This window comes from Cohnella sp. GbtcB17 (assembly GCF_019091135.1).
GTDB lineage: Bacteria > Bacillota > Bacilli > Paenibacillales > Paenibacillaceae > Cohnella.
Map to the genome: position 1 here is coordinate 93,042 of NZ_JAGXJW010000022.1, position 22,837 is coordinate 115,878.

The window sequence follows — 22,837 nt, forward strand, 5'->3', positions numbered from 1 at the left end:
TGATGAGGAGGGGACTTGACGGATGAGAAAAGCGAGGATGTACCCGTTCGAGCGCAATCGGTATTTTTACGGCAAGCTGCTGACGGTTCGGGACTTCGAATCGGAGCAAAAGTATTTGAACGACAAGCGCAGGCTGCTCAATCGGCTGCTGTTCGGGAGCGGCGTCGTCGCAGGCATGCAAGTCGTCGCCGTCGACGACAAGACGGTAACGGTGGAAATGGGACTTGCCATCGACTATTCGGGCCGGGAGGTCGTCATTCCTTCGCCGGTCACGCTCAAGCTGTCCATGATCGAAGGCTTCACGAACAACGAGTACAAGAAAAACGTATACTTGTACGTCGCCTACGACGAGAAGGGCCGCGAGCCCGTCCATTCCGTCGGCAACTCGTCGATTCGCGGCGAGGAGGTCAGCGAGTACAATCGCGTGCTCGAGTCCTACCGGCTGTTCGTCAAAGAGGAAGCGCCGGCCCCGACCAGCTTCGAGCATGTGCGCCTGCTCGAGGACGTCGCCGTCCTGTATCAGGACGCGCACGTGCGTATCTCTCAGCGCATGCCCAAATACGTCAATCCGGACGACGTCGTCGACGTCACGCTGGTCGTGGAAAAAACGCTGCAGACGGCCCGAGTGGCGGTCAGCTTCGATTACGAGTCCGACGGCTTCGATCCGGTCGGCAGTGACGGTCGGCATGTCGAATTTTTGGAGCCGGGAGACGGTCAGGATACCGAGTATCGGCTGACGTACAGCGTCAAGGTGAAGGATCGTCCGGACACGGTCGCCACCCTCGCTCTGCCGCCGCAGGCGGTGACGCTGACGATCGGCGACCAGCGCGTACCGATCGATCATGCAGCCGTGCACAAGGTGGACATCATTTCTCAGCCGGTCATGGAGCGAATTCTGAAAACCTGGTACGAACGCTCGCTGGATCAGGCGGCCGAAGGCTCTGCCGATCAGGAGCTGTGCCTGGCAAAAATCGGATTGCTTCAGCTCGGATCGACCTACATGATCGAGCAGGTCGAACGCGTGCCGTTCGGCGAGTACGTACCGAACGCTTCCTTGCTGCAGCGGCTGTCCCATACGGACCGGGCGGGCTCGCTTCACCGTTTTTTTGCCGAATCGCAGGCTTACGACCTCGAATACGACGCGAAGCCGAAGCTGGACGTCCACTATCATCCTGAACGGAACACGTTCGACTTCAAGCTCGGCATTCCGCGTCCGCAGGCGATTCAGGACGAGATCGCCACGGGCACGATCGAAGTGCCGCTTGAGCTTAACGCCAAGACGGGATTAAAGTTTTTCTCGCGCGGCAGACGCAACTACGTGACGGACGAGATCAAGCACGGGCTCGGGTCCGGGCAGGTGACGGTCCTGGTCGGCTTGGCGCCTCAGGAGACGCTGAAGGCTTCGATCTATTACGGCGTTCAGGACGTGTTCAAAGGGACCGAATACGAATCCGACGTGCCGAACGTCGATTTTGGCACGATCGTGTACCCCGAGCAGGGAAGCTTCCGCATCGGCATGCGCCTCAACGGCTCGGCGGAAGCGGACAAACTGCACATTCGCTGGTGGGCGTTCAAAAAGCTGCAGGAAGGCGCGGAGGGAACGGGGGATGCGCCCGCCGAGAGGGCCCTCTATCGCGAGGCGGCGCCGGGCAAGGAATAGAGAACGGAAGCCGCTGGGCTGTCTCGAAGGGTGCACGCTGCCCTTTGTGCCGGCCTATTTTTTTTGGTTTCTTCTCACGTGGAAGCAGTCAAATCGACTCTCAGTAAAAATATCCCCTCGCTTCAGGAAAGGCGCTCCTGTAACAAGGGGATAAGTGTAAAAGAAATAGCGGAACTATAGTTGGAAAGTACCTATCGTCAGCCGAACGGGCTTGTCGTTGTTGTAATTGAAGCTGTAAAGGCAACTGTTCCATTCATAGGCCATCGTATAAAGCTTGCCGTTGCTCTCGGTCTTCACGCCTTTGATCGCCGCTTTTTGCAGGCGATCGAGAAGTGTCGTCATGACGTATTTGTTCCAGGTGCGGACCAGGGTGACGGCATAAGCTTCGGGATTGTCGGGATCGGACTCCAGCTTGAAGCTGAATTGAACGCCGCTGTATACCAACTCGATCGGCGCCGCAGGCAACGAATCGGCTGCCGCCTCTTCGCTCAAGCCGTCGGTTGCGGGGATAACGGCTTCGGTGACGGTCGTACTCGCGCTCGAGCTGCCGGCGACGTTGACGACGGCGACAGCGAGTGCGTGAACAGTGGAAGCTCCCGCGCCGGTTCTGGTTAGCGCCGAGACCCGATTCGCGGCAGAGACTGCTTTTCCGTTCGAAACGGCATTCGCTCCGCCGCTCGTTCCAGAACCCGTCACGGCGCCTGCCTGCGCGCTGCTCTCGCCTGTTCCCGCGCCGCCGTTCGCGCCGGCGTCGGTCGTACTGTCGGTGCCGGCTCCTGTGTCCGTTCCCGCGCCCGTTCCCGTGCCGCTTTCATTGCCAGTTCCGGCATCCGCGCCAGTCCCGGCACCCGCATTCGCGCCCGAGGCCGCTCCGCTACCGCCGCTGCCCGCGCCCGAGGCGGCCCCGCCGCTCGCGCCGGCTGCCGCGCTGCCGGCTCCGCTTCCCGAGCTTGCGCCAGAGGCAGCTCCGCCGCCGCCGGCCCCGCTGCCCGACGTCGCGCCGCCGCTAGCGCCGCCATTTGCTCCGGCCGCCGCTCCGCCGTCGCCGCTCCCGACGCCTGCGCCTGCCGCGGTACCGCCACCCGCGCCCGCCGCCGCTTCTCCGCCGGCTCCCGGGTCCGCTCCGGAACCGGCATCGCCGGCCGTACCGGGAGCCGCCGCTCCGTCGTCGCTCTCGGCGTCAGGCTCCGCGTCGGTCGCGGCATCCGCCCCCGCCGCCGGCGCATCCGGCGCGCCCAGCTTCTCCTGCAGCGTAGCCGCGGCCATCGCGAGGAAGCCTGCAGGGTCCGCTTGCCCGGCGCTGAACAAGCCTTTGTACACGACCGTGCCGTTCGCGTCAAGCAGCGCGCCGAAGCCCTGGTATTGCCCGGCGCGGTACGTGCCTTTGTAGAGCGGCGTGCCGTCCGCGTTAAACGCTTCGCCTTCGCCGTCACGCAAGCCCGCCACGAAGGAGCCGGTATACAACGCGACGCCTTGCTCGTTTAGCAGGGAGCCGGTCCCCTGGTAACGCCCGCGCTCGAACGCGCCCTTGTATACCGGCGCGCCAGACGCCGCGTATTCGGTTCCTTCGCCGGACAGCAGTCCGCCGGCGAACAAGCCTTCGTACAGCAGCTTGCCGCCTTTGTACTGCTTGCCGGCGCCTTCATAAAGGCCCCCGGCAAATGAGCCTTCGTATACGAGCTTGCCGTCGTCGCCGAACAGCTTGCCCGCGCCTTCGTACAGCCCTTTGGCAAAGGCGCCGGTATAGAGCGGCTTGTCCTTGGCGGCGTAAAGCGTGCCTTCGCCTTCGTATTTCCCGGCGACAAACCCTCCTTCGTACAGTACGCTGCCGTCCGGCGCGTAAAGCGTGCCCGCGCCGTTGTACGCGTCCGCAGCGAACTCGCCGCGGTACAGCAGCGACCCGTCGGCCGCGTAGGCTTCGCCGGAGCCGGCCCGCGCGCCTTTTTCGAAATCGCCGAAATAGATAAGCTTGCCGCCGTCGCCGAACAGCTTGCCGACGCCGCTGAATTGGCCGCTCGCGAGCGGTCCGGCATAGACGAGAACGCCTGCGCCGTCCACGATCTTGGCATTGCCGGTAAAACCTTTCTCGAGCGCGGCCGACGCTTCCATCGTAGGCGTGCGCGAGAACCAGCGGTCGACGAACGCCGGCGGATTGATGAACCCGAAGTACGCGATCGCAAGACCGATGAGCACGATCAGCACGACGAGCTTTTTGGCGATATAATAGCTGCCGATCTTCCAGTAGTTGTCCAGCGAGCGCAGCCCGCTGCCGAGGACGGCGCGGGCCCATTGGATGAGCCATCTGAGCAATATTTTCGGCAATTTGGCGGACTGCTTGAGCGGACGCATGACCTTCCGCTGGATCGGCTTGATAAATGGCTTAAGTATCGTCTCGATCATGATCAGGGCACCTGTATCGTAAATTGGCCAGGCGCGCCGAATTGTATGACGCCGCCGTAGCTGCACATACATTTGGAAGAATTGTTCAAGGCAGGCATGTTGCCGACCATCACGGTCGGAGAGCCGGGCGTCCACGGCGCGGCCGTCACCGGCGTGCAGGGCATAGGCGTAAGCGCGCCGAACGCGGCGGCGGGCGCCGAGGCGACGATAGGGTTGGCCATCGAATTGCACATGCCGAACGGCATGATGTTCACGAACGGTTTATTGTCCATGATGTTGGCGATCGGCATGGCGGTCGTCGTCCGGTTGACCGGCAGCACATTTAATACGGAGGGGGCGGCCCCAAACGAGCATTGCATCGTCGCTCCGCCGCACACGAGTTGTCCCACGCCAGGTTCACGCTCTCTTCACGAAAATGGTGGAAGCTGTCAAAGCTATATTCATAGTAACTCAATTCTCGAAATCTGTCATTTTGAGTTGTAAGGGGGTGAATTAAGGAAGAACTTGTAGTACGATAAAAACAGAAAGTACCATTCGTGACTTCCTATTGAATAAGAACAGTCGCACACAAAGGCGGGCGCCGATTTTCGATGAAAAAACTTGCTGTACTGCTGTTGTTGGTGTCGCTCGTCATGTCCGGCTGGTCGGGCTTCGTGCTCGCGGAGCGGGGGGAGCGGAGCGAGGCGCCCTGGAAGACGTCGGAGAGCCTGAGCAACTTATCCCGAGCCGCCGTCGGCGGGGACGGTTCGCTTGCGGTAGTGAGCGATTCCAAGCAAAGGATCGAACGACTCGGCGCCGACGGCACGCTGCTTGGGCAGATGACTTACGAGGCCGCCGAAAGCGGCGCGCGCGTCGACTTCAACGAAGCGGTCTCGGACGGCGACGGCCGTACGTACGCGCTGGCGACGGTGCTCGATTCCTACGGCCTCTACGTACAGAGCGAGCGCATCGTCCGTTACGATCGCGGCGGCAAAGGCGACCAGGTGCTATACGAACGCAAAGGGGACGGCGCGAGCAAGCGGATCGGACGGATCAAAGGCTTGCAGCTGGCGGGCAGCTCGCTTTATTTTTACGAAGCGGACGCCGACAAGCTGCAGCTGAAGCGGATCGCGATGCCCGACGGCGCGCCTCAGGACGTATTCGCGTTCACGCTCCCGAAGGATCGCTATTTGTCCGAGATTACGGGAACGGAGCCCGGCCAAATCTACTATACGACGCGAAGGGGCGGCATTTATCAAGTGTCCGCGGACGGCGCCAGCGCCAAGCTGTATCCGAGCGGGACGCAGGCAAGCCTTTCAAAAAATTTCCCCGAGCTGCCAACGCTTCGCTCGGACGGCTCGCTTATGTTCGTCGATCGGCTCGTCAATGCGGTCGTGACGCTGGACCCGCTCGCTCCGGACGCAACCAAGACAGCTTTGGACGATGCCGCGCTGCAGCGCATCGCGCCGGGGCTGGACAGCTACGAGATTATGGACATCAAGCAGACGCCGACGGGCTATGCGGTCGTTTTGAACGACCGGATGGTGCTGCTCTCGGCAGACTTCGCGCCGGCGGGCCAAGTTGCGAAGATTATTTTCGATAGCCGGACGCTGTGGGACCGCCGCCTGCTGTGGGGCGTCTTTTGGCTCGGCTTGCTGCTGCTCGTGTTCTCGGTCCGCTTATTTCATATTCACGTCCTCGAACGTCGCACGTCTCTATTTCTCAAGCAGGTGCTCGCCACCGTACCGGCCATCTTGATTGCGATGATTCTCCTCTCGAACTTTATTTACGACAGCTTCTCCGCGCGTATGGAGACGCAGATGCAGCGCGAGCTCGCGCTGCTCGCCCGCAACGGCCAGAACCTCATCGACGGGGACCGTCTCGCGAGGCTGCAGTCGCCATCCGATTACCGCAACGAAGATTACAACGCCATTCGCGCCAAAATGAACTTCCTGTTCGAAGGCGAGGACAGCGAGCAGCGGCAAGGCTTGTATAGCACGCTGTACAAGTACGAAGACGGCCAGATCTATATCGTCATGGACGACGACGACGGCGTCAACATGTTCAAGCCGTTCGAGAAAAGCGAAGCAAACGAAGCCGTGCTGAACCAAGGCGTCGTGCGCACCGGCCAGTGGGAGGACGCGGACGGGAAGTGGCTGTACGCCATCGGCCCGGTCTACGACAGCGCCGGCGCGATCGTCGGGGTGTACGAGACCGGCCGCGATCTTAGCGTGCTTCACCGCGAGAACCGCAAAATTTACGATAATATCATCCAAAATATTTTAATGATAACGGCAGGCCTGGTCGTCCTCGTCGTGATCGTCACGTTCGTGCTGCTGTCGCCGATCCGCAAGCTGAGGCGAAGCGTCATGGCGATGGCCAACGGAGACTGGGACGCCGAAGTCAAGCTGCGCAACCGCGACGAGGTCGGCGATCTCGGCGTGCAGTTCAACCGGATGGCCCGATACATACGGCAGCATATTGCCGACATCACGTCGTTCAGCGAAGCGTCCTACCGGTTCGTGCCGCAGCAATTTTTCCACTCGCTGGGCAAGAAAGGCATTCTCGACATTCGGCTCGGCGACCAGATTCAAAAAAATATGGCGGTCATGGTCGCCAACCTGCGCGATTTCCGCCAGCTGTCGAAGACGCTGAGCCCGAAGGAAAATTTCGATTTCATGAATTCGTTTCTCCGCCGCTTCGGTCCGATCGTGAGGCAGGAAGACGGGCTGATCAGCAAATACTTGGGCGCGGGCTTCATGGCGCTGTTCCCCGGTTATGCGGAGGAGGCGATCCAGGCGGCCGTGGCGATCCGCAGAGAGCTGTCGACGTACAACCAGCACCGCCGAAGCTCCGGCTACGCGACGGTCGACATCGGCATCGCGATTCACAAAGGACCGCTGATGCTCGGCATCATCGGCGAAGAGCGCCGCTGGGAAGGCAACGTCATCTCCGACGACGTGCAGCGCACGACGATGCTCGAGCAGATCTCGGATATCGTGGGCTGCTGCATCGTCGTCACGCGCGATTATTACGAACAGCTGCGGTCGCCGGAGCGGTTCATGCATCGTTCGCTCGGGCGAATCCGGCTCGAGGGCAGCGACGAGGCGATGGAGCTGATCGATGTGTTCGAAGGCGATCCCGAGCAGCAGCGGGCGGCCAAGGAGCGGACGAAGGCGCTTTTCGAACGCGGACTCGCGCTTTGTCAGGCCGGGCGATTTTACGATGCCCGCGAGACGTTTGTCGAAGTCATCAAGCAAAACCGGATGGACAAAGCCGCGAAGCTCTATTTCTACTTGTGCGACGAGTACTATCAGAAAGGCGCTGGGGCCGGCTGGAACGGTACGCTTGCCGTCTGACGCAAACGCAGGTTCCGGCGATTGCGGTCCCGACTCGTCGAACATCGCCGGAGCCAAGGAGCGGAGGGATCGAAGTTGGCTATTGTTGAATTGGCGGTGCGCCGCGTGGATTCGCGGGAAGACGCGGATGCGGTCGTTGCGTTTCTCGTTTCGCCGCAGGCGTTCGACGACGAACGTCCGACGCCGGGCGAGGAGGAGCACTTCCGTACGCTGCCGTATTTGGCGCTTGAGGGCAAGACTGTCTACTGGTATATGACGGACGGCGCCGGAGAAGTCGTCGCAGTCACGGGCGTCGCGCCGAACGAGCAGCGCACTGGCGGATATACGTGGGATTACCTCGTGGTGAGAAAAGATTACCGCCGCGGAGGCGCGGCTTTGCGCCTTGCCGGCGCCATGCTTGAATATTTGCGCGGACAAGGCGCCAGATATTTGGTGACCTATACGTGCGACTTGCCCGTGTATGCCGGCGTCAGACGCTTGTTCGACCGATTGGGATTTTCCATGAACGGCCGTCTGCCTGATTATTACTTCGATGGCGAGGATCGTCTGATCTATTATATGGATCTGCGAACATCCGGCCTTTCGGAGACGCAACAGTAGAAAGAAGTGACAGTCATGAATTTGGCGCAAGCCCTCGGCAGATTGGGCGTTCGTTCGGAGGACCGGCGCAAGCTGCGGTTGATGACCCCTATATTTCTGATATGCGGCATCGCCGAGGCGCTTACCTACAACGGCTTCATTACGTTGTTCAGCCAGCGCTTCGGAAGCGAGTATCTGCCGTATTTGTACACGGGAGAAGCTTTTATCTTGCCGTTCGAGGCGTGGTTTATGAGCTGGCTGGCCATGAAGCTGTCGAAGCCCGCGCTGATGAAGACGATGTATGCCGTCATGACGGCGATATTGCTTGCGGATACGGGCGTGCTGGCGGCGCTTAAGCTGGCGGATCTTGACGCGCGCTGGTTTTACCCGGTTTTGTTCCTGACCTCGAGCTTCGTCGTGCGCCAGCAGACGGTGCTGCTGTGGAGCCTGGCCGTCGACGTATGTCCGACGCAGCAGGCGAAGCGGCTCATGCCGCTGTTCGTCTCGGGCGCGACGCTTGGCGGCGCGGCAGGCGGTCTTATTACGCAGGCGCTAAGTCCGTTCGGCGCCGAATGGGTGTACGGACTTGGTCCTGTGCTGCTGATCGCGGCGTCGTTTAACTACCGCAAGGCGATCGCGCAATATTTGGTGCCGCTCGCGCTGAAGGCGCAAAACGCCGCGGAGGACGAGGCGGAGGCGTCTTCGTTCGATTATATGAAACGCACGTTTCGCTCCCCGTTCTTGCTCGGCGTCATGGGTCTCATGACGCTCATGCCCGCTTTGTATTATTTGGCGGAGTTTTTGTTTTTGAATACCGCGCATGCAGCCTTTCCGGACGAGCAGCAGTTCGCGCGCATGTTCGGCATCGTGTCGACGCTGCTCTTTTTGCTGGCGTTTTCCGTCCAGCTCGTATCCGGCAAGCTCGTCGCCTGGTTCGGCGCGAGCGGAATGCTCGTGGCGATCGCCGCGGCTTACGCGGCCGCGTTCGGCTTGTCGGCCTTGCTCCTCGGCAGTGGGACGGCCGCCGTGACGGCCGCCGCGGGCGCCTATATGCTCACGAACGTACTGATCTTTTATTCGGCGGAGCCATCTTACCAGCTGTACTACAAGACGCTGCCGATGCGGCATCGGGACGGGTACCGGTATGCGGCGCAGGGGCTCGCCTCCTTTTTCGGCATCCTGCTCGGCGCGGGTCTGCAGTCGCTCCACAAGGCGGCGGGCTTCGGCTTTCCGGCATTGGCCGCGATCGGCGCAGGCGCGGCGCTGCTGCTTACGGCACTCGCGTGGGCTGTGCGTCGCCTCTATATGCGCGAACTCGTCAAAGGCGTCCAGACGCTGGGTCTGAGCGACCTTGAGCTGATGGACTCTTACCGCGAGTTTTTCAGCAACGCCAAAGCGATGGGCGCGGTGCTGGCGCTGCTCCGGCACGAGCAAGAAGGCGTGCGGCAGATCGCTGCCGACATCGTAGGACGTACGCAGGACGAACGATATTTGCCGGAGCTGCTCGAGCTGCTTGGCGACGCCAGCCCCGGCGTTCGTACAGCAGCGCTTCGGGCGATGAAGCTGACGGGCGCCGAGCTCCAGGCGCTCGTGCGGATCGGCGCCGTCCTAGAGGACGAAGAGCCAACGGTGCGGGCGGAGGGCGTCAGGCAGATGGCGCAGATGAAGCATTTATCGGCGCAGGCGTTTTTCTTTTTGCGGGTGAAGCTGCTGGATCCTCATCCCGCGGTCGTCGCCGAGGCGGTCAAGGCGATGTATGCGCTGGAAAGCGAATCGAGCTACGAAGCATGCTTCGAAGCAATCGAGCGACTGCTCGGGCAGGGCGGAGAGCCCGCCGCCCATGTCTGCGGCGTCGTGGCGGAGCTTCGTCTTAACCGCTTCGAGGGACAGGTCGAAATGCTGCTGCGCGACACCCATCCGTCCGTTCGCCTCGCGGCGACGTCGTGCCTGGGCAAGCTGGGCTCGGCGCACGTCGTCCCGCAGCTGCTGGAGCGGCTGCCGGCGGCAGACCAAGAGCTGCTTCTCGTCACCGAACAAGCGTTGATCGACATGGGCGACCGGTCGATCGAGCCGCTGCTCGAGGCTTTGCCCGGCGCGCACGCGCAGGCGTGGCGCGTTGCGGTCGGTGCGCTCGCCGCGCTGCTGCCCGAGCCTGACATTCGAGGGAAGTTGACGGACGAAGCGCTGCGGCGCATGGGGGAGCTTGACAAAGTGGCGGGTTATGCATCCGCTTTTCGCGCGGTCGGCAGGGAAGAACTGGCCGAGTTGGCCTCGCTCCGCTTCAATGGCCAACGGCAGCGGGTGCTTGAAGGTGTCTGGTCTTTGCTCGTGCGTCTGACTGACGAGCAGGTCGTCGCTTCGATTAGGCGCGCGCTCGACGATCCGGACGACGAGACGAGGAGCAGCGGGCTCGAGGTGCTTGCCGAAGGCGCGGGAGACCGGCGGCTCGCGCAGCGACTCTCGGTCGTGCTTCAGACGGATTACGACGAGCGGGGACGGCTGCCGGCAACGATGGAAGAGGCGCGGACTGCGCTCGATCATGCGGCAAGCTCGGCGGACGATTGGTGGCCGGAGATGGCGGCGGAAGCGGGAAGGGAGCGTGGAGGTCAATTGGAAGCGCAGGGAGCGCTCGGCAGGCTCGGCAAAGTCATCTATTTAAAAAACGTGCCGTTTTTCGCGGATTTGACGCTTGAGGAGCTGGGCTTGATCGCCGGCATCGCATCGGAGCGCGTATTCGAGGACGGCGAAGCGCTGCTGCTTCGCGGCGAGACGAGCGACGCGCTATATGTGATCGTGGACGGTAACGTAGAATTGACGAGCGTTACCGCGGCCGGCCTGGAGGCCACGCTCGGCGTGCTGGGCGCGGGCGAAGTATGCGGTGCTACCTCGGCGCTGGACAAATCGGCGTCGACCGTATCGGCGCATGCACTGCTCGGCGACGTGCGGGCGCTTGGCTTGCAGCGCGAGGCGCTTACCCGCCTCATCCGGCTATACCCGGACATCGGCCTTGGGCTGCTTCGGGCTTCGCTCGCGCGCGTGCGATTGCTCGAGGAAATGTTGATGCGGATCGATTCGTAAATCTTCGTGCCGGTCGCCCCGCCCGCAACGAGCAAGCGGCCTGCGCCGGCTTCTTGCGCGAGCTTCAGTCTCTGCTGCGTATGACGAGCAGCGACCCGCTGCGTAGCGAGATGAAGCCTTCCTCGCCAGTCAGCAGGTTGCTGATGCCGAGCGACATGCCGTGGCGCAGCGTCGCTTCGACAAGCGGATAGGCGAAGCCGGTCAGCGTGACTCCGGTGACCTCGGTCGACAGCGGGAGCAGGGACACATACGGATAACGATCATCCGCCGCCAGCCGGCCATCTCCGGTCAAAAGGCGGATCTCGTTGTGTTCGTCCACGAGCAAGGCCGCGGCGCCCGCCTGGGCGGCGACGGCGAGTAGCTGGACGTTCGCCAGGCTGTGGTCGAACCGGGAACCGAGGCCTCCCGCAATGACGATATCCCGGTAGCCGCGCGACAGCGCCTCCCGCAGTGCGAGCTCGGTGTCGGACCAGTCCTTGTCGACCGCGTCGTATTCGGATGTCTCCGCCGCTGCTGCACGAATTTTTGCAAGCGCATCCGCATCGACCGAATCGAAATCGCCGAGCGCCAGATGGGGCGCGATGCCGTTCTGTATGAGGTAATAAGCGCCTTTGTCGGCGCCGATGAGATAGTCGTCCGGCCTCGCCAGTGAAAGACTCCAGGGACCAAGGCTGCCTCCCGTAAAGATGACGGCGCGCCGGGCGGTTGCTTGCTGAGACAAGGGCTGTTCCTCCTGCAGATCGTTTGCGGCCGAGCCGCGTCTTTTTCAAGCCTTCATTCAGTATAAGGGCTGACGCGCCGAGATGCGATGGCCTATCCGACGTTTTTGGTTCAAATTCTCCGTTGCAGCCTGCATGCGGTTGCCGATAAAATAGATAAGGCGGTTCGTGGGATCGCATGACGGCGCCGCCTCGAATTGAGTAATGCCCGGGGGTATTCATTTTGACGTTGGACGTATTTGAATGGTTCAGCATCATCGGCACCATCGCCTTCGCCGTGAGCGGCGCGATCGTCGCGATGGAAGAGCATTACGATATGCTGGGGGTGTTCGTGCTCGGTCTTGTGACCGCCTTCGGCGGCGGGGTCGTGCGCAATCTGCTCATCGGCGTGCCCGTCACGACGCTCTGGAGCCAAGGTCTTCTCTTGAAGACGGCTGTATTTTCAATCGTGATCGTGTTCGTGCTTCCGACCGCGTGGATTTATCATTGGAAAAGAAGCGAAGCGTTTTTCGACGCCATCGGCCTGGCCGCGTTCGCGATTCAAGGCGCGCTGTACGCCGTAGAAGCGGGGCTGCCCGTCAGCGCGGTCATGGTCGCCGCGATGATGACCGGCATCGGCGGGGGCATGATCCGCGACATTATGGCCGGACGCAAGCCGGTCGTCCTTCGCGACGAGATCTATGCCGTATGGGCGCTGCTCGCCGGCCTGGCCGTGGGGATCGGGCCGATCCGGGCCGCCTGGGCGTTGCTTGCGCTTTTCGCGGCGACGGTGACGATGCGCATGCTGTCGGTACACTATAAGTGGCGGCTGCCGCGTAGAAAGCTGCATGCGTACGGCAGCTTTGACGGAGCGTCTGCAGAAGAAGGGAAGGGAATTTAAGCATGTATCGCGTATTGTTCGTTTGTCTGGGCAACATTTGCCGCCCGCCGATGGCCGAGGCTGTGTTCCGGGACCGGGTAGAGAAGGCAGGACTCGCGGAATCGATCGAGATCGACTCCTGCGGCACCGGCGATTGGCACTTGGGCAAGCCGCCGCACGAGGGCACGCGCAGAATTCTGGACGGCCAGGGCATTTCCTACGAGGGCATGCTGGCGCGCGGCATTCGGGCGGAAGACGGGGAGCGTTTCAACCTGCTCGTCGCGATGGACGAGAGCAACGTGAAGGCGATCCGCGAAGCGCTCGGGAGTGCGTCGAAGGCGGAAGTCGTTCGCTTCCTGTCGTTCGTGCCCGACGCGCGTCTGGCCGACGTGCCGGACCCTTACTATACCGGGAATTTCGTAGAGACGTACGAATTGATAAGCGAAGCGAGCGACCGGTTGCTGGCCCATCTGCTCGAGACCGGCAAGGTCAAGGCAGCCGGGAAATAAGCGATGTTCGTCGAACAAGCAATTGAAACGGGATGAATCAGGCGCAGCGCCTGTCTCATCCCGTTTTCTTTTCCGCGATTCAGAATGTATAAGTCTCCGATAAAAGCGTATCGCCGTCTTTTAAGGCGCAGGTACAGTGCGAACAGTAACGGGATCGTTCAATCGCCCCGCTGGCTTCACTTGCTAATCTTAAGAGGTGGTGATAGGCGCCAAAGTAAGGCGTGAAATGCAAATGAGACCTGCTGAGTAGCCGAATGCAAACCGGGCAGGGAAACCGGACTCAGATGACGCTATTTCGTACAAAACAGTGCAATTGCGACCATTTCGGACTGGAGAGTCGTTATTCACCCAGATTCAGGCTAGAAAAGGCCTCCACTATCGCATTAGAGCCTCCTGGGTCCGCGAGCGGGCCGCAAAGCGCGATAGGAACAAAAATAAGGGCTCCTCAGTCCGTCCACTGTGCGCCGTTGCGCAAATAAAAGGCCATCGGTACCTGCTTCGAATGATACGCCTATTCGGGACAGCCCACAGTTACATATGCGCCTTCGGCCCGAGAAACGCGCCGAGCGCCTCCGGTAGCTCTTTCTGCCAAAATCCCCATTTATGCTCGCCGTCTTTTTCCCGGTAATCGACGTAAGCGCCCTTGTCATCGAGGATTCGCTTCGCCGCGCGGTTCAGTTCGACGAAGTTGTGTACGCCGCGCTCGGTCTCGTACGCGGTCTCCTGCAGGCCGACGGTCATCCAGGCGGACAGCCAGGACAAATCGCCGGCTTCCTTCATCTGTGCGATCGAAGCGCCATAGTACGCGCCGGACAGCGACAGAAGGCGGTTAAACAAATCCGGGCGCCGCAGGGCGATCGACATAGAGACGGTCGCTCCGAGCGAGTCGCCTGCAAGCAGACGCGCGTCCGCGGAGGAGCGGGCGGCGAACGTATTTTCAACAAAGGGAACGAGCTCGTGCATCCAGAAGTTTAAATAGGCTTCATGCCGCTCGCTGCCGGGCAAGTATTCTTCGGTTCGAACCGATTTGTCGACGTCGACGGCCGCGATGATGAACGGGTCCCAGCTCTCTTCGAGAATGAGGTTGTGGGAGATCGTGGCGATTCTGCCGAAATTGAAAAAATCTTCTCCGTCCTGGCAATAAACGACCGGATAGCTGAGCCACTCCTGGTAGCCGGGGGGTAAATAGAAACGGACCGCGCGTTCCCCGGTCTCCAGGTAAAGACTGGAAACGGTGTGCTTGACGACGGTTCTGCGGACGGGCGAATCGGACATGGGGTATCGTTCCTTTCTCCGGACCCGAATCGGGTATGACAGCGCTCCGGCATGGGCAAAACATAGGAATGTTCGTTGCCGCGTCTGCCATTTTAAGGTCGGCCGAATCGGATTTGTATTAATGTGTTATACAACAAAATTGAATCTGTACTAGAAACATATTGCGCTTTCAACGATGAAGAATTCAATAAATATGCCTTTTTTGCTTTGACCAAACCACTAGGGCAGGGATATAATAATTCTATAACAGAAACCCCTCTTCCACAATTCATGACGAGGAGATGTAACGATGAGCAAAGGATCTTTGGACGCGCCGGCCAAGCCGGGGCAGCAAGCAGCGCATATTGTGCATTCGGAAGACGTCACGCCGCTTCAAGTATTGTCCCCCGAAGGCGAAGTGGTCAATGCGGCAGCGATGCCGAACCTGACCGACGAGCAATTAAAGGAAATCATGTACCGCATGGTGTTCACCCGCACTTGGGACGACCGCGCGGTCAACCTGGGCCGTCAAGGCCGTCTCGGCTTCTATGCGCCGGTATCCGGCCAGGAAGGCACGATGGTGGGCAGCGAATACGCGCTGACCAAGGAAGACTTCATCTGCCCGGGCTATCGCGACATGCCGCAGCTCGTCTGGCACGGCCTGCCGCTGTATCAGGCGTTCCTGTACTCCCGCGGCCACCAGCACGGCGGCCAGATTCCCGAAGGCGTGAACGTGCTGATGCCGCAGATTATCATCGGCGCGCAGATTCTTCACGCGACGGGCGTCGCCATGGGCTTCAAGCTGAAGAACGAGAAGCGTGTCGCCATCACCTACACCGGCGACGGCGGTTCCTCCGAGGGCGACTTCTATGAAGGCATGAACTTTGCAGGCTCGTTCAAGCTGCCGGTCATCTACTTCGTGCAAAACAACGGCTACGCCATCACGACGCCGTTCGCCAAGCAGACGGCCGCTCAGTCGATCGCGCACAAGGCGCTCGCGGCGGGTATCCGCGGCGTGAAGATCGACGGCATGGACGTGCTGGCGGTCATTTCCGCCGTGCAGGAAGCCGCCGAGATCGCCCGCGAAGGCGGCGGCGCGACGCTGATCGAAGCCGTCACGTACCGTTTCCGTCCGCACTCGATGTCTGACGACGCGACCAAGTATCGCACGAAGGAAGAAGAGCAGGAGTGGGCGCTGCGCGATCCGCTCGTACGCTTCGGCAAGTATCTGGAAACGAAGGGCCTGTGGTCGGAAGAGGACACGGCTCGCGTCAAGGAAGAAGCCAAGGCTGCGGTGAACGAGCATATCAAGAAGGCCGAGCAGACCGAGAAAATGACGGTCGCGGGACTGATCGACTCGATGTTCGAGACGACGCCTCCGCATCTCGAAGAGCAAAAAGCCGAATTTTGATTCGGCTGCCGCGGACGCGCCGGACGCTAGGCGTCGGGCGCTCCCGGCTTGGGACGGCTTAGGTCGGTCCGTTCGTTCAATATATGGTACAGCCGCGATGAACGCGGCCGTCATCCTCTAGATGGGAGAGAACAAAATCCAATGGCGCAAATGAATATGATTGAAGCGATCAAGGACGCATTGCGCGTCGAACTGAAGCGCGATCCCGGCGTTCTGCTCTTCGGCGAAGACGTCGGCAAGGTCGGCGGCGTCTTCCGCGCGACGGAGGGGCTTCAGGCCGAGTTCGGCGAGCTGCGCGTATTCGATACGCCGCTGGCCGAATCCGCCATCGGCGGTCTGGCCGTCGGCCTGGCGACCCAGGGCTTTCGCCCGATCGCCGAGATTCAATTCGTAGGCTTTATATTCGAAGCGCTCGACCAAATGTTTGTGCAGGCGGCCCGCTTGCGCTACCGTTCCGGCGGACGCTACAACGCGCCGATCGTCTTCCGCACGCCGTTCGGCGGGGGCGTCAAGGCGGCCGAGCTGCACACCGATTCGCTCGAAGGCCTCGCTATTCAGACCCCGGGCATCAAGGTCGTCGTGCCATCGAACCCTGCAGATGCGAAGGGCCTCATGATCTCCGCGATCCGCGACAACGATCCGGTCTTTTTCATGGAGCACCTCAACCTGTATCGCGCGTTCAAGGACGAAGTGCCGGAAGGCGAGTACACCGTTCCGCTCGGCAAGGCGAACGTCGTACGCGAGGGTAAGGATATTACGATCATCGCCTACGGCCTGATGGTGCACACCGCGATCAAGGCGGCCGACGAGCTCGCCAAGAACGGCGTGTCCGCTGAGGTCATCGACCTGCGCACGCTCGTGCCGCTCGACATCGACACGATTGTCGCTTCGATTCAGAAGACGAACCGCGCGATCGTCGTTCAAGAGGCCCAGAAGACTTCCGGCGCAGCCGCCGAGATCATCGCGCAGATCAACGAAAAGGCGATTCTCCACCTGGAGGCGCCGGTGCTTCGCGTCGCGGGTCCGGATACCGTTTATCCGTTCGCGCTAATCGAGGACGCCTGGCTGCCGACGCCTGCACGCATCGTGAAGGCCGCCAACCAAACGCTTCAGTTCTAAAGTGAAGGAGGGATAGCGCATGGCTAGATTTGAATACAGGTTCCCGGAGCTCGGCGAAGGCCTGCACGAAGGCGAGATCGTCAAGATGCACATCGCCGCCGGACAAGCCGTGACCGACGAAGATATTTTGATGGAAGTGCAGAACGACAAGGCGATCATGGAAGTGCCTTGCCCGGTCAACGGCAAGGTGCTTGAAGTGTTCGGCAAAGACGGCCAGACGATGCGCGTTGGCGAAGTCGTCGCCATCATCGATGCCGAAGGCGAGCTGCCCGAGCAAGCGGGCGGCGATCACGGCGCCGAGCCTTCCGGCCACAGCGGCGAAGCCGCTTCCGCCCAAGGCGGTGCCGACCTGAAGGGCCAGCCTGCCCAGGCGCCGGCCCAAGACAACGCAGGCGAGGCCGCGAAGCCTGCCGAGGCCGCAGCATCCGCGCCGGCCGCCAAGGACGCCGCGCTTGTGCTCGCTACGCCTAGCGTGCGCAAGTTCGCCCGCGAGAAGGGCGTCGCCATCGCCGACATCTCCGGCACCGGCAAGAACGGCCGCATCACCCGCGAGGACGTCGCCGGCTTTGCCGAAGGCGGAGCGCCCGCGAAGAGCGAAGCCGCGTCTGCCGATACCGCACCGGCAGCCGCGCAAGCCACAGCTCCTGCAGCGCGCGCCGCGCAATCCGGCCCGGGTGTCGAAGAACGCGTGCCGTTCAAGGGCATCCGCAAGGCGATCGCCAACGCGATGGTCAAGTCCGTCTACACGGCGCCGCACGTCACGCTGATGGACGAAGTGGACGTCACCGCGCTCGTCGCGCTGCGCAACCGCTCCAAGGCGTTCGCGGAGAAGAAGGGCGTCAAGCTGACGTACCTGCCGTTTATCGTCAAGGCGCTCGTCGCCGCCGTGCGCGAGTTCCCGATCATGAACGCGATGATCGACGAAGCCGCGAACGAGATTGTTTATAAGAAGTACTACAACATCGGCATCGCCACCGACACGGACAACGGCTTGCTCGTGCCGGTCGTCTTCGACGCCGATCGCAAGAACATCTGGAACATCGCGAAGGAAATCAAGGATCTGGCGACCCGCGGCCGCGACGGCAAGCTTAGCGCCGGCGAGCTGAGAGGCAGCACGATCTCGATCACCAACATCGGCTCGGCAGGCGGCTTGTTCTTCACGCCGGTCATCAACTTCCCCGAGTCCGCGATTCTCGGCGTAGGCCGCATCGATCAGAAGCCGGTCATCAAAAACGGCGAGATCGTGCCCGCTTCGGTCATGGCGCTCAGCCTGAGCTTCGACCACCGCATCGTCGACGGCGCTACCGCGCAACAGTTCGTCAACTACATTAAACAGCTGCTTAGCGATCCTGAGCTGCTCGTCATGGAGGTGTAATCGATGGTAGTAGGAGACGCTTCTCTGGACATCGACACATTAGTAAGCGGCGCGGGCCCCGGCGGATACGTCGCGGCCATCCGCGCGGCACAGCTCGGCCAGAAGGTCATCATCGCGGACAAAGGCAAGTTCGGCGGCGTGTGCCTTAACGTCGGCTGTATTCCGTCCAAGGCGCTGATCAACTCCGCGCACCACTACGAATCGATGCTGCATGCCGAAGATTACGGCCTGTCCGCCGACAACGTCAAGGTGGACTTCGGCAAGGTGCAAGGCTACAAGGACTCCGTCGTCAACAAGATGACGAGCGGCGTCGAGATGCTGCTCAAGGCGAACAAGGTTCAAATGTTCCAGGGCGAAGTCATGTTCATTAACGAAAACGAAGCGCGCCTGTTCAACGACCAGGAGGCGCCTCGCTATCGCTTCAAAAACTGCATCATCGCCACGGGTTCCCGCCCGATCGAACTTAAAGCCTTCCCGTTCGGCGGACGTATCCTGTCGTCGACCGAAGCGCTGTCGCTGCCCGAAGTGCCGAAGAGCATGGTCATCATCGGCGGCGGCTACATCGGCATCGAGCTCGGCCAGATGTACGCCAAGTTCGGCACCGAGATCACGATCCTCGAGGGCGCGGACACGATCATGCCTGGCTTCGACAAGGACATGAGCAATCTTGTCGTGAAGAAGCTCAAGAAAAACAAGGTCGAAATCGTCAACGGCGCGCTCGCCAAGGGCGCCGAGCAAACCGACAAGGACGTCACCGTGACGTACGAAGTCGGCGGCGAACAGAAGACCGTTACCGCGGACTACCTGCTCGTCACCGTCGGACGCCGTCCGAACACCGACGGCGAGCTGGGCCTCGACCTGATCGGCATCAAGACGACCGACCGCGGTCTGATCGAAGTCGACGAGCAATGCCGCACGAACATCAAGCACATCTTCGCCATCGGCGATATCGTGCCTGGCGCGGCGCTGGCGCACAAGGCTTCGTACGAAGCGAAGGTCGCTGCCGAAGCGATCGCGGGCCTGCCGTCCAAGGTCGACTACAAGTGCATCCCGGCCGTCGCGTTTTCCGATCCGGAATGCGCAAGCGTCGGCTACACGGAGAAGGAAGCGAAGGACAAGGGCCTGAACGTCAAGTCGAGCAAGTTCCCGTTCGGCGGCAACGGCCGCGCGGTCACGCTGAACGGCGCGGACGGCTTCCTGAAGCTGATCTCCGAAGTCGACACGGGTCTTGTCGTCGGCGCGCAGATCGCCGGCGTCGAAGCTTCCAACATGATCGCCGAGCTGGGCCTCGCGATCGAGATGGGCGCTACGATCGAAGATATCGCGCAGACGATCCACGCTCACCCGACGCTGGGCGAGATTACGATGGACGCGGCCGAGCTCGCGATGGGTCACCCGATCCACACGATCGCGCCTAAAAAATAAGTTTTTGCCAAATAAAAGAGGAAAGCGCCGAGTTACGCTCGGACGCTTTCCTCTTTTTGCGTGGACGCGAAGTCAAACGATCTTTTCCAGCCAGATTTGTTTGAAATCGATCCATCCTTGCGGGCTGAAGCTGGCGCCTCTGACGGACGGATGCATTTGCGTGCTCAGGCGGCGATGGTGCAAAAAAACGAGATAGCATTCCTCGCGAAGCCGGTCCTCGATCTCGCGCATATGGCTGCGGCGTTCCTCGGCGCTGTAGGCGGCGAGCGCGCGGTCGATCCGTTCGACGATCCATTGCTTGAGCGACGCGTTCAAATAAGCGCTTGTCATGCAGGCTTCATGCTCGTACAGATCGATCTCGCACACCTCGTCCTCGGCCAGGACGATGCCGGATACCGTGAAGTCACCGCTTGCGATAATGGCCGGATCGACCGACTGCCGCCAGTCGGCCACGAATAGATCGACGCGCACGCCGTAGCGCTCTAGCCGGTCCGCAATCCATTTTCCGTCCAGCTCGTATTTTTCGTGCACGAGCAGCCGCAGCGTCTCGCCGTCATAGCCGGAAGCGCGCAGCGCCTCGCGGATTTGCGTCTCGCTGGCGGGCTTGGCGATGTATCGCAAGCTGTCTTCGGGCCGAATGCAATAGGCGGGCAGCGCGCGTTCTCCGCCGAGATCGGCCTGCATCGCCACCGGGTCGAGCATCTGGCGAACGGCTCTGCGGAACGCCGCCTGCTGCGGCCAGCCGTTTTTGTTCGTATTCCAGGTCAGCATCGTACAGCCGTTGCACAGCCTGGCCAGCGCCTGCCAATCCATGGCCGGATCGTGGCCGTCCTCCTCGTCTCCGTCGCCCGGCGCGCGCATGACGGAAGGCATCCCGATCGTGGACCGCTCGCGGCAATCCTCGGGCATGATGACGATGTCCACGACGTCAAGAAACGGGCGTCCCGAGTAGTACGCCGTATTGGCGCTCAGCTCGATCCGATGGGGAGTCAGCGAGACGAGCCTGAAGGCGCCCGTGCCGACCGGCAGCCGCCAGTAGGCTTCGCCCAAGCCGCACAGGTCGAGCGGCAGGATGGAGGCCGCGGCGGCGCACAGGAAGCGGTCGAAAATGCGATTCGGCTTCGAGAGCGAAAAGCGCACGGTACGGGGGCCCAGCGGCTCGATACGCGCCAGGCTGCGCATCATCCAGCTGTTCGGCACGTCCGGCTGCCGGAGCCGCTCGAACGTGAAGACGACGTCGTCGCTCGTCAGCTCGCGCCCATCGTGGAAGTGCACGCCCTTGCGCAAATGAAAGGTCCACTCCGTACCGGCAGGATCGGAGCTCCACGCATGCGCGACGCCCGGCACAATCCGGCCGATCGACTCGTCGAAGGTGACGAGCCGATCGTAGATGTGATACATCAGGTGGCCGTCGAACGCGAAGTTCGCGCAGCCTGGATCGAGCGTTTGAACTTGCCGGTAGACGGGAATCCGCAGCGTGTCGCAGTCCGTACGACCGTTGACCGTTTCCTTCTGATAGCCGAACCTGACGTTTAACCAATCGATGAACCGGGTCTTCACGTCGGTGCCTTCTCCGAAGCTTGAGATCAGTTCGAAGGACGCCCGGTAGTCGCCTTGCTCCGCCTTGGCCGTAGCGAGTTCGAACAAAAACGGCTCCTTGTCCGCCTTGAACGCGATGCGGGAGCGGTTGCCGCGGCCGCGGCCGGGCAGCCAATCGATCAAGCCGTCCTCCTCGAGCTTTTTGAGCACGAGCTTGGCGTTGCGGGTCGTGCAGTACAGCGCCTCGGCCAGCTCCTCCAGCGTGGCTTCGACCGGCTCCCCGGGGCCGCCTCCGCCAGCGAAACGCTCGAAAAGGGTCAAATATCGTTCCGCCGTCAGCATAGCGTTCCTCCTTGATTCGCGATTTCGCCGCTTGTTTCCGGTTGTTTCCGGTGCTTGTTTTTCGTTAAAAGAGGAAATTTATTGATTGCATTATACGCTTTTTATCCTCTTTTGAACATCGCATAATGGAGACAACAAAGCCGCGCCGGACGCGTAAGCGGGCGGGCGGCGCACGGAGGAGGAACCCCCATGCTGGATATCCAATATACGCTCGAAAAGCTGGCCGAATACCGGGAGCTCGAACACCTGGACGCGAGCCGACGCGTCGGCGCATCGTCGCCGGGCCCGAGGCTGCCGCGCTCGCTCGCTTCGCTGCTTGCTTGGATCGTCATGTTCACAGGAAGATAAGGCAGCCCGCCGCGGCTGCCTTCTTTTTATGGACGGCGCTGCCAGAAGCGTCCCGCGCGATCTTGCGTTATAATGTAGAAACACAAGATTAAGCGAGTCGCGGCAGTTCGAACGTCTCGCAGCATAAGAAAAGAGGAAATGCATACGATGACCGCTTCATCTTCATCCAGACCGATCTCGGCGTCCCGGTCCATCCTGACCGAGATGCTGTTCCCGGGCGATACGAATTATCACGGCACGATGTTTGGCGGCACGCTGATGCAGTATATCGACAAGATCGCGACGATCGCCGCGATGAGGCACTGCCATATGCCCGTCGTGACCGTCTCCCAGGACAGCCTCGATTTTCTGTCGCCGATCCGCGTAGGCGAGGCGTTCGAGCTCGAAGCCTGCGTCACCTGGACGCATCGCAGCTCGATGGAGATCTACTGCGTCGTGCGCGCGGAGGACCTGTTCACGGGCGAACGCCGGCTTACCGTCACCGCGTTCAGCACATTCGTCGCGCTAGGACCGGACGGCAAGTCCGCGCCGGTGCCCGGCGTATTCCCGGAGACCGAAGAGGAGCGGCTGCTGCACGAGAGCGCGCGCGCCCGCTACGAGCAGCGGCAGCTGCGGCGCGGGCAGCGGTATTCGTCGACAGATGGACGGGACAAATGATACAATCGGGAAATAACGTTACGATGAAAAGGTGAGAAGGCTCTTGCGTAATTATTTGGACCTTTTACAGGATATTTTGGACCACGGCACGAAGAAGGAGGACCGGACGGGCACCGGCACGATCAGCGTCTTCGGCCGGCAGCTGCGCTTCGATCTGCAGGAAGGCTTCCCCCTCGTCACGACGAAGCGGATCCATCTGAAAAGCGACGTGCACCAGCTGCCCTG

At 61.3% G+C, this 22,837-nt stretch carries 18 protein-coding genes; 13 read left to right on the top strand and 5 right to left on the bottom strand.

Translation table 11 applies throughout. The annotated features are described in order from the left end of the window. Nucleotides 1-22 precede the first annotated feature (22 nt). Complete coding sequence (locus tag KVT38_RS14210) at nucleotides 23-1,660, top strand: hypothetical protein (RefSeq protein WP_217594385.1); 1,638 nt, start codon at nucleotides 23-25, stop codon at nucleotides 1,658-1,660. 174 nt (nucleotides 1,661-1,834) lie between these two features. Here KVT38_RS14210 and KVT38_RS14215 read toward each other — a convergent pair whose 3' ends face one another. Continuing rightward, nucleotides 1,835-4,060: an MORN repeat-containing protein gene (locus KVT38_RS14215; protein ID WP_217594386.1), complete on the bottom strand. Its 2,226-nt coding sequence runs from the start codon at nucleotides 4,058-4,060 to the stop codon at nucleotides 1,835-1,837. Nucleotides 4,061-4,062: 2 nt separating this feature from the next. Further along, the gene (locus tag KVT38_RS14220; protein WP_217594387.1) at nucleotides 4,063-4,449 is read right to left on the bottom strand and encodes a DUF4280 domain-containing protein; all 387 of its coding nucleotides are present in this window, start codon (nucleotides 4,447-4,449) and stop codon (nucleotides 4,063-4,065) included. 201 nt (nucleotides 4,450-4,650) lie between these two features. On the opposite strand from KVT38_RS14220, the gene KVT38_RS14225 reads away from it, so the two are divergent. From KVT38_RS14225 to KVT38_RS14235, 3 genes are all read left to right on the top strand, one after another. Then, on the top strand, nucleotides 4,651-7,398 hold the full coding sequence (locus KVT38_RS14225) for an adenylate/guanylate cyclase domain-containing protein (RefSeq protein ID WP_217594388.1): 2,748 nt from the start codon (nucleotides 4,651-4,653) through the stop codon (nucleotides 7,396-7,398). Nucleotides 7,399-7,473: 75 nt separating this feature from the next. Beyond that, nucleotides 7,474-7,998, top strand: coding sequence for a GNAT family N-acetyltransferase (locus tag KVT38_RS14230; RefSeq protein WP_217594389.1), 525 nt, complete (start codon nucleotides 7,474-7,476; stop codon nucleotides 7,996-7,998). A 15-nt stretch (nucleotides 7,999-8,013) separates the two neighbouring features. Beyond that, nucleotides 8,014-11,055, top strand: coding sequence for a HEAT repeat domain-containing protein (locus KVT38_RS14235; protein WP_217594390.1), 3,042 nt, complete (start codon nucleotides 8,014-8,016; stop codon nucleotides 11,053-11,055). 64 nt (nucleotides 11,056-11,119) lie between these two features. On the opposite strand, the gene KVT38_RS14240 is transcribed toward KVT38_RS14235, so the two are convergent. Beyond that, on the bottom strand, nucleotides 11,120-11,776 hold the full coding sequence (locus KVT38_RS14240) for a thiamine diphosphokinase (protein ID WP_217594391.1): 657 nt from the start codon (nucleotides 11,774-11,776) through the stop codon (nucleotides 11,120-11,122). 227 nt (nucleotides 11,777-12,003) lie between these two features. Here KVT38_RS14240 and KVT38_RS14245 point away from each other — a divergent pair, with 227 nt between their 5' ends. Both KVT38_RS14245 and KVT38_RS14250 read left to right on the top strand, forming a co-directional pair. Then, nucleotides 12,004-12,654 carry a trimeric intracellular cation channel family protein gene (locus KVT38_RS14245; protein ID WP_217594406.1) on the top strand — a complete coding sequence of 217 codons (651 nt, stop codon included), beginning with the start codon at nucleotides 12,004-12,006 and terminating at the stop codon, nucleotides 12,652-12,654. Between the two features lie 2 nt (nucleotides 12,655-12,656). Further along, entirely contained in the window at nucleotides 12,657-13,142 is a 486-nt protein-coding gene (locus tag KVT38_RS14250; protein ID WP_217594392.1) for a low molecular weight protein-tyrosine-phosphatase, read from the top strand. Between the two features lie 531 nt (nucleotides 13,143-13,673). Here KVT38_RS14250 and KVT38_RS14255 read toward each other — a convergent pair. After that, nucleotides 13,674-14,417, bottom strand: a complete 744-nt coding sequence (locus KVT38_RS14255) for an alpha/beta hydrolase (RefSeq protein WP_217594393.1) — start codon at nucleotides 14,415-14,417, stop codon at nucleotides 13,674-13,676. Nucleotides 14,418-14,706: 289 nt separating this feature from the next. Between KVT38_RS14255 and pdhA the strand changes: the two genes are divergently transcribed. The 4 genes from pdhA (at nucleotide 14,707) to lpdA (ending at nucleotide 19,726) form a co-directional block, all read left to right on the top strand. After that, complete coding sequence (pdhA, locus tag KVT38_RS14260) at nucleotides 14,707-15,807, top strand: pyruvate dehydrogenase (acetyl-transferring) E1 component subunit alpha (protein ID WP_217594394.1); 1,101 nt, start codon at nucleotides 14,707-14,709, stop codon at nucleotides 15,805-15,807. 141 nt (nucleotides 15,808-15,948) lie between these two features. Further along, nucleotides 15,949-16,926, top strand: a complete 978-nt coding sequence (locus KVT38_RS14265; RefSeq protein WP_217594395.1) for an alpha-ketoacid dehydrogenase subunit beta — start codon at nucleotides 15,949-15,951, stop codon at nucleotides 16,924-16,926. 19 nt (nucleotides 16,927-16,945) lie between these two features. Next, nucleotides 16,946-18,301, top strand: coding sequence for a dihydrolipoamide acetyltransferase family protein (locus KVT38_RS14270; protein WP_217594396.1), 1,356 nt, complete (start codon nucleotides 16,946-16,948; stop codon nucleotides 18,299-18,301). A 3-nt stretch (nucleotides 18,302-18,304) separates the two neighbouring features. Then, nucleotides 18,305-19,726 carry a dihydrolipoyl dehydrogenase gene (gene lpdA / locus KVT38_RS14275; protein WP_217594397.1) on the top strand — a complete coding sequence of 474 codons (1,422 nt, stop codon included), beginning with the start codon at nucleotides 18,305-18,307 and terminating at the stop codon, nucleotides 19,724-19,726. Between the two features lie 72 nt (nucleotides 19,727-19,798). On the opposite strand, the gene KVT38_RS14280 is transcribed toward lpdA, so the two are convergent. Then, complete coding sequence (locus KVT38_RS14280) at nucleotides 19,799-21,607, bottom strand: SgrR family transcriptional regulator (protein ID WP_217594398.1); 1,809 nt, start codon at nucleotides 21,605-21,607, stop codon at nucleotides 19,799-19,801. 189 nt (nucleotides 21,608-21,796) lie between these two features. Here KVT38_RS14280 and KVT38_RS14285 point away from each other — a divergent pair, with 189 nt between their 5' ends. The 3 genes from KVT38_RS14285 to KVT38_RS14295 all read left to right on the top strand — a co-directional run. Next, on the top strand, nucleotides 21,797-21,955 hold the full coding sequence (locus KVT38_RS14285) for a hypothetical protein (protein WP_217594399.1): 159 nt from the start codon (nucleotides 21,797-21,799) through the stop codon (nucleotides 21,953-21,955). 147 nt (nucleotides 21,956-22,102) lie between these two features. Next, nucleotides 22,103-22,612, top strand: coding sequence for an acyl-CoA thioesterase (locus tag KVT38_RS14290; RefSeq protein ID WP_217594400.1), 510 nt, complete (start codon nucleotides 22,103-22,105; stop codon nucleotides 22,610-22,612). Between the two features lie 43 nt (nucleotides 22,613-22,655). Continuing rightward, a partial coding sequence (locus KVT38_RS14295; RefSeq protein ID WP_217594401.1) for a thymidylate synthase occupies nucleotides 22,656-22,837 on the top strand: 182 nt, incomplete at its 3' end.

Bases quoted from the DNA above. Each gene is read 5' to 3' on its own strand.
- KVT38_RS14290 (WP_217594400.1), top strand. From the start codon at position 22,103: ATGACCGCTTCATCTTCATCCAGACCGATCTCGGCGTCCCGGTCCATC.
- KVT38_RS14270 (WP_217594396.1), top strand. From the start codon at position 16,946: ATGGCTAGATTTGAATACAGGTTCCCGGAGCTCGGCGAAGGCCTGCAC.
- pdhA (WP_217594394.1), top strand. From the start codon at position 14,707: ATGAGCAAAGGATCTTTGGACGCGCCGGCCAAGCCGGGGCAGCAAGCA.
- KVT38_RS14215 (WP_217594386.1), bottom strand. From the start codon at position 4,060: ATGATCGAGACGATACTTAAGCCATTTATCAAGCCGATCCAGCGGAAG.
- KVT38_RS14255 (WP_217594393.1), bottom strand. From the start codon at position 14,417: ATGTCCGATTCGCCCGTCCGCAGAACCGTCGTCAAGCACACCGTTTCC.
- KVT38_RS14285 (WP_217594399.1), top strand. From the start codon at position 21,797: ATGCTGGATATCCAATATACGCTCGAAAAGCTGGCCGAATACCGGGAG.
- lpdA (WP_217594397.1), top strand. From the start codon at position 18,305: ATGGTAGTAGGAGACGCTTCTCTGGACATCGACACATTAGTAAGCGGC.
- KVT38_RS14225 (WP_217594388.1), top strand. From the start codon at position 4,651: ATGAAAAAACTTGCTGTACTGCTGTTGTTGGTGTCGCTCGTCATGTCC.
- KVT38_RS14210 (WP_217594385.1), top strand. From the start codon at position 23: ATGAGAAAAGCGAGGATGTACCCGTTCGAGCGCAATCGGTATTTTTAC.
- KVT38_RS14280 (WP_217594398.1), bottom strand. From the start codon at position 21,607: ATGCTGACGGCGGAACGATATTTGACCCTTTTCGAGCGTTTCGCTGGC.
- KVT38_RS14250 (WP_217594392.1), top strand. From the start codon at position 12,657: ATGTATCGCGTATTGTTCGTTTGTCTGGGCAACATTTGCCGCCCGCCG.
- KVT38_RS14265 (WP_217594395.1), top strand. From the start codon at position 15,949: ATGGCGCAAATGAATATGATTGAAGCGATCAAGGACGCATTGCGCGTC.
- KVT38_RS14235 (WP_217594390.1), top strand. From the start codon at position 8,014: ATGAATTTGGCGCAAGCCCTCGGCAGATTGGGCGTTCGTTCGGAGGAC.